Annotated in this window: 7 protein-coding genes; all 7 read right to left on the bottom strand. The window is 29.8% G+C overall.

Going from position 1 to position 5,944, the window contains the following annotated elements; genetic code table 11:
- On the bottom strand, positions 1-677 hold a 677-nt coding region (locus J7M77_RS00415), incomplete at its 3' end, for an alpha-amylase family glycosyl hydrolase (protein WP_296874914.1).
- A 5-nt stretch (positions 678-682) separates the two neighbouring features.
- Positions 683-1,450: a ChbG/HpnK family deacetylase gene (locus tag J7M77_RS00410; protein ID WP_296874912.1), complete on the bottom strand. Its 768-nt coding sequence runs from the start codon at positions 1,448-1,450 to the stop codon at positions 683-685.
- 71 nt (positions 1,451-1,521) lie between these two features.
- The gene (ilvA, locus tag J7M77_RS00405; RefSeq protein ID WP_296874911.1) at positions 1,522-2,724 is read right to left on the bottom strand and encodes a threonine ammonia-lyase; all 1,203 of its coding nucleotides are present in this window, start codon (positions 2,722-2,724) and stop codon (positions 1,522-1,524) included.
- 133 nt (positions 2,725-2,857) lie between these two features.
- Positions 2,858-3,931 (bottom strand): ATP-binding protein, encoded by a 1,074-nt coding sequence (locus J7M77_RS00400; protein ID WP_296874909.1) that lies wholly within the window; start codon positions 3,929-3,931, stop codon positions 2,858-2,860.
- Positions 3,928-4,377, bottom strand: coding sequence for a helix-turn-helix domain-containing protein (locus tag J7M77_RS00395; RefSeq protein ID WP_296874908.1), 450 nt, complete (start codon positions 4,375-4,377; stop codon positions 3,928-3,930). Before J7M77_RS00395 ends, J7M77_RS00400 begins: the two co-directional genes overlap by 4 nt.
- 507 nt (positions 4,378-4,884) lie before the next feature.
- Positions 4,885-5,064 carry a DUF4250 domain-containing protein gene (locus J7M77_RS00390; protein ID WP_296874906.1) on the bottom strand — a complete coding sequence of 60 codons (180 nt, stop codon included), beginning with the start codon at positions 5,062-5,064 and terminating at the stop codon, positions 4,885-4,887.
- Complete coding sequence (locus J7M77_RS00385; protein WP_296874904.1) at positions 5,064-5,882, bottom strand: Cof-type HAD-IIB family hydrolase; 819 nt, start codon at positions 5,880-5,882, stop codon at positions 5,064-5,066. Before J7M77_RS00385 ends, J7M77_RS00390 begins: the two co-directional genes overlap by 1 nt.
- Between the last annotated feature and the right edge of the window lie 62 nt (positions 5,883-5,944).

The raw sequence follows: 5,944 nt of genomic DNA, 5'->3' as shown, positions 1-5,944 counted from the left end.
GCAAAGGGAATACAAGAAACAAGACCGTCTTCCCCATCTTGTTTACCATCTAAATAACGTTGATCTTTTTTGATAAAATTAATCGCATCAACACGAAAACCAGCGATTCCTTTATCTAGCCACCAGTTGATCATTTTGTATACTTCTTGGCGTAACTTAGGATTTTCCCAGTTTAAACAAGGCTGTTTTTTAGAAAAAGCATGGAAGTAATATTCATCATCTCCTACTTTTTGCCAAACTGAACCACCAAAAATGCTTCGCCAGTTAGTTGGGGCATGACCATCTTTACCTTTTTTAAAAATATAATAATCACGATATTTACTATTTGGATCTTTTAATGCTTCCTGAAACCAAAAATGTTCATCTGAAGTATGATTAACAACCAAATCCATAATAATCTTGATTCCCCGCTGTTTTCCTTTAGCAATCAATTCATCTAAATCAGCCATAGTTCCAAACATTGGATCAATTTGATAATAATCACTAATATCATAACCATTATCATCCATTGGTGAAGCATAAATCGGACATAACCATAAACTAGTTACTCCTAAATCACTAAAATAATCTAATTTTTCAATAATTCCTTGAATATCACCAATTCCATCATCATTACTATCTTTAAAACTTTTAGGATAAATTTGATATACTACCTCTTTTTGCCACCATTGTTCCATTTTTATTATCTCCCTATTAAATCTCGAAATGAAATTACTTCAACATGATTATCTTTTAACCATTGTTTTAATTTTTCACTAGTTACTAACGCATAATCATATAATCGCGGTTTTAACATTGATGAAGTCATTGCCACATCATAATCAATAAATCCGGGATGAGTAACTAATAAATTAATCCCTTCTTTTAATTGATAATGATTTTCAATAAAGACATTTTCAAAATTATTATCATGATCTTGATAATAATCATACTGTGCCATTGATTGATCAAAGATATCTTTACCAAATCGTTTTTGATCATATAAACATACTGGTATCTGGTATTCTTGATAAATTCTTAATACGGCATTAATTAATTCTTTAACTTCCAATACATGTAAATCAATATATTCAGGTATTTTACCCATTAATTCAATATAACGTTCTACTTGATATTTTGCTTCAAGATAAGCTTCTTCTTCACTAAATAATTGTTCATTATTTTTTAACTGCTGACGGCGAATTGAACTTTTAATAAAAACACCATCTTGATCAACTAAATTAGGAATTTGTTCTTTTGGTGCTAAAGCCTTACCATTAGTAACATTGATATGTAATCCTAAGCATAATCCCTTATGTTTCTTTGCTAACATTAACGCTTCTTTAATATATGGCATATTGACCATTACCGCCATACTATTTACAATGCCCTTTTCATAAGCCGATAACATTCCTAAACTAACTGCCTCACTATAGCCTAAATCATCGCCACGAATCAATAACTGTTTCATCTTAATTTCCTCCTATCTATATTATAAAACATCTCTAACTGTTTATAAAAGAAAAAAGGACAAAATGTCCTTTAATCAATCGTTGTAATTGTATATCCAAGTCGGTTAAACTCTTCAATAATACTTTGAATATGAGCATGTCCATTAGTTTCTGCAGTAACCCGTAGTTCCACTTCTGAAAAACGAGCATAGTTTTTAAACTGATTATGATCGACTCCAATAACATTAGCATTCATCTTCGCTAATACTTTAGAAATAATTTCTAACTGTCCTGGTTTATCTGGTAATTGAACTGAGAATGTAAAGATTCTTCCCCGAGATAATAATCCCTTATTGATCATTGAAGAAATTGTCAACACATCAATATTACCACCACTAATTAACGAAACAACTTTCTTTCCTTTAACTTTTAATTTCTTCAAACCAGCTAAAGCTAAAATTCCAGAACCTTCAGCTACTAATTTATGTTTTTCAACCAACAACAAGAAAGATTCCATTAACTCATAATCATTAACCAAAACAATATCATCAACATATTCTTTAATATATTTAAATGTTTTTGAACCAATTTGTTGGACAGCTGTACCATCAGCAATTGTATCAACTTCTTTTAATAAAACGACCTGATCTTCCTGGATAGCTGCTGAAGCACTAGCAGCACCTTCTGGTTCCACGCCAATAATAGTAATATCAGGTTTGATCATTTTAGCTGCCGCAGCAATACCCGAAATCAAACCACCACCACCAATTGGTACTAAGATCATATCAGTATCAGGAAGTTCTTCTAAAATTTCTAACGCAATTGTTCCTTGTCCTTCCATAACATCTTCATCATCAAATGGATGAACAAAAGTATAACCTTCACTTTTTTGTAATTCTACCGCTTTTGCATACGCATCATCATATACTTCGCCAGCTAAAACAACTTCAGCCCCATGAGCTTTAGTTGCTTCCACTTTAATTAATGGCGTATGACTAGGCATAACGATAGTAGCTTTAACACCTAACTTATTAGCCGCATAAGCAACACCTTGAGCATGATTACCAGCCGAAGAAGCAATTAGTCCCCGTTTTTTCGCTTCATCATCAAGTTTAACAATTTTATTATAAGCACCTCTAATTTTAAAAGCACCAGTTCTTTGTAAGTTTTCTGGTTTTATGTAAACATCATTACCACATTCTTGTGAAAAGGCATCACTATGAATTAGATGAGTTTCCAAAATCACTTCATCAACTCGTTTTTTTGCAGCTTTAAAATCTTCTAATTTCAACATTTAGCTATCCCCCTTTAATAAATCATATTATAGCATTTCTAGTCCAAAAGTAAAAGAGACTATTTTGCTTTACCAATGGTAGCTTATCCGTACTTTAGTCCGTACTTTAGTCCGTACTTTAGTCCGTACTTTTTTAGAAAATAAAATACCCTCCTTCTTTACTAGTTCCTTCATATTCAACTAAATTTTGCTTTTTCAATTTTCTAATAGCGTTATCAACGCTTGTTTCCTTCAATCCACATATTTTACTTAATGCAGGAATTCTTAAACCTGGATTATTCAAAATTGTAGTATAGACAATTTGTTGATTTTTAGGTAATTTAATTGATTCAACTTGAATTACTTTATTATCTTGATCTTCATACTCCTTGTATTCTTTATTAATGTACATAATAACTTGTGTATAATCATCTATTTCATTATCAGGTAAAAATAATGGTGCATCATTACCATTTTCATTTAACGCCGTTTTAGCTCTTCTAATACCAGAACCGTACGATTCTATTAAGTTCAACTTATAAAACATATCTTTTATTTGTGGATTTAAATATAATCGAATATCAAAACTTGTTTTTTCATTTAAATCTTTTATTGAAACCGGTGGTAAAGGACGGTTATGATTAGCAAAAGAAATACGATCCGGGTATACATAAATTCCAGCATAATTAGAATTATCGTAATTTTTATGTAGAATCATATTTGTTGAAAATTCATTCCAAGCAATATCCGGCCAATTTTTAATAATACGATGATAAATATTTCCACTCTCTCTAAGTGTAAAAGAGCGTTCTATTCTATCCTTAAAATAATTTCTTACTTGTTGAGCCTGAATCCAAATAGGCCCTTCAAACTTTTCCACACTCATTCTAGAAGTTCCATCTCTACTTTCAGTTATAATTTCAACATGAGCACCTGGAATATAGTCTTCTGGTCTATCAGCAAACATTAACAGTGCAAAATTTTTAATTTTATCTTTATTTGATTCTTTTTCACCTACAAGTTTAAGCATCTTAGCCATTTCCTCTTTAGGAAGTTTTCTTAAATCTTGCGCCGAATTTGTTTTCACAAGATATTCTTTCATATACTCATAGTTTAAATCATCAAGTGTTGCTGTTGCATGAAAATCATCACAAAATGAATAACCTGCAAATTTTCTTAATAATTCATATTCTTGTCTAGTATTAGGCAATATAGTATCTCGGTTCACACGAATATAACGTCCACCTTTAGGAGCTTGGTTGCATTTGCTCCTTTTTCAGTAACTTCTGTTAAACGATTACTAGGCTCTACAATAACTACTAAATACCACTTACCATCAATTTGGTCAGAGATAAAATGACAGTTCGGCTTTGGCTGTATATATTTAAACAAAGACTTAATATGATTTTCAGCAACTTCTAACTGCCCTTCTAATAAACCAGTAATCGGTCTAACTGGAATAGCCTTTATATCATTTGTTTTATCATCTTGTTCTTCAATACCAATAAACAAATAACCATAATCACGATTCATGAAATTATTTGCATAAGCACAAATTGTTTTTAAAATCTTATCTTCTTGTTGATATGATTTTTTATATTCAACAAAATCACATTCAGCTCGATTATTTTCTATAATACTATGAGCAAATGCTTGTAAATCATTTAAATTCATTCAGCTCATCCCTTTCATCTATAGTATTTGTCTTTATTTTTCACATATAATTATACCATAATTTACAAGTCAAATTTAGTTTAAAACTGTTTCAATAATCAATATTTTAAATCACAAAATAATAATTAAAATTCTATTTAAAAAATATTAAAAATGAAATCATACCACTTATAAAATCATTAAAGTATAATTAATAAGGATATATGGAATATTACCAATAAACCGAACATTCTTAGAAAAAACAAACAAAGACTACTAAAAAGTAATCAAGATCTGGCTTGTACATATTCTTTCCCTTTATTTTTTCTTTTTTCATCAATTTCAATTTTATTATTAACTTCATATTTTTTTATTGCCTTTTGCAACTACATATTGATTTGTATTTATATTAGCGTAAAATTTAAATGCTTTATAATTTATTAATTTTATTATTTGTTATAAATTATATAAAAACCATTTAAAAACTCAGCATATTTTTATGCTGAGTCCACAATATCTATTTTTTAACTATTTAGCTTTAATTTGATTATTTGTTTCATCATAGAAATAACCATTAGCTTCTAATTTAGCTAATGTTTCTTCAACATTGGCATCATTGATCTCTAAAATATTTTCTAGCGACATATCATCATCTCTTAATTTCATATTTAAGATACTTACTAACATATTTATATCATTTGGTAACATTAAATTTCACCTCTTTTTTCTAATTTATTTAAACAATCGTAAATTCCTTCTTCATCGTTAGATAAAGTAATATAATTAGCACGCTGCTTTACTTCATCGACCGCATTAGCCATCGCTACACCTAATCCCGCAAATTCAATCAAACTAAGATCATTATACCCATCACCAAAACTAATAATCTCTTCCGGTTTGATTTGTAAAGAATCTGCCAATGCTTTTAACGAAGCAGCTTTATCGATACCTTGAGCCATGACTTCAATAAAATATGGTGCTGAACGGTAAATACTTAAAGAATCACCGTATGGCTGTTTAAACTCAGCTTCTACTTTAGCCATATAATCAGGCTCACCTGTAAGTAAAACTTTGTTAACATCAAAATTAATTACTTCTTTAAAACTGTCTACTTTTTTTATAGGCATGTTGTTGATATCACTTTCAATTTTGACATATTTATCATCAACATCTTCACTAATAATTTCACTATCAGTGTAGCTCATTACTGCCATGTTATATTCTTTAGCCCGATCATATACTTGATGGGCAATTTTATAGTCATATACTTTTTGATAAATCACTTCTTTAGTTTGATAATTAACTACTTTAGCACCATTGAATGATAATAGATAACCACCATATTCTTTTAACTTTAATTCATTAGCTTCCAGGTATAATCCAGCCGTTGGCCGTCCTGAAGCTAGAACAATTATAATTCCCTTACTTGCCAGTTTAATTAAAATCTCTTTAGTTTTAGGTAGAATTTGTTTATCACTGCTTTTTAATGTTCCATCTAAATCTAATGCAATCATCTTATATTTCATCATAATACCTCTCATTTCATCAAAAGTTTATGCGAAGATGCTATTCTTGTCAATCTAATTTT

Source organism: Thomasclavelia sp. (genome assembly GCF_017889095.1).
Lineage (GTDB): Bacteria > Bacillota_I > Bacilli_A > Erysipelotrichales > Coprobacillaceae > Thomasclavelia.
The sequence above is the reverse complement of the archived record's forward strand: the minus strand, read 5'-3'. Positions and strand labels throughout refer to the sequence as shown.

Coding starts and splice junctions, on each gene's coding strand:
- J7M77_RS00385 (WP_296874904.1), bottom strand. CDS start 5,882: ATGAAATATAAGATGATTGCATTAGATTTAGATGGAACATTAAAAAGC.
- J7M77_RS00390 (WP_296874906.1), bottom strand. CDS start 5,064: ATGTTACCAAATGATATAAATATGTTAGTAAGTATCTTAAATATGAAA.
- J7M77_RS00410 (WP_296874912.1), bottom strand. CDS start 1,450: ATGAAACAGTTATTGATTCGTGGCGATGATTTAGGCTATAGTGAGGCA.
- ilvA (WP_296874911.1), bottom strand. CDS start 2,724: ATGTTGAAATTAGAAGATTTTAAAGCTGCAAAAAAACGAGTTGATGAA.
- J7M77_RS00395 (WP_296874908.1), bottom strand. CDS start 4,377: ATGAATTTAAATGATTTACAAGCATTTGCTCATAGTATTATAGAAAAT.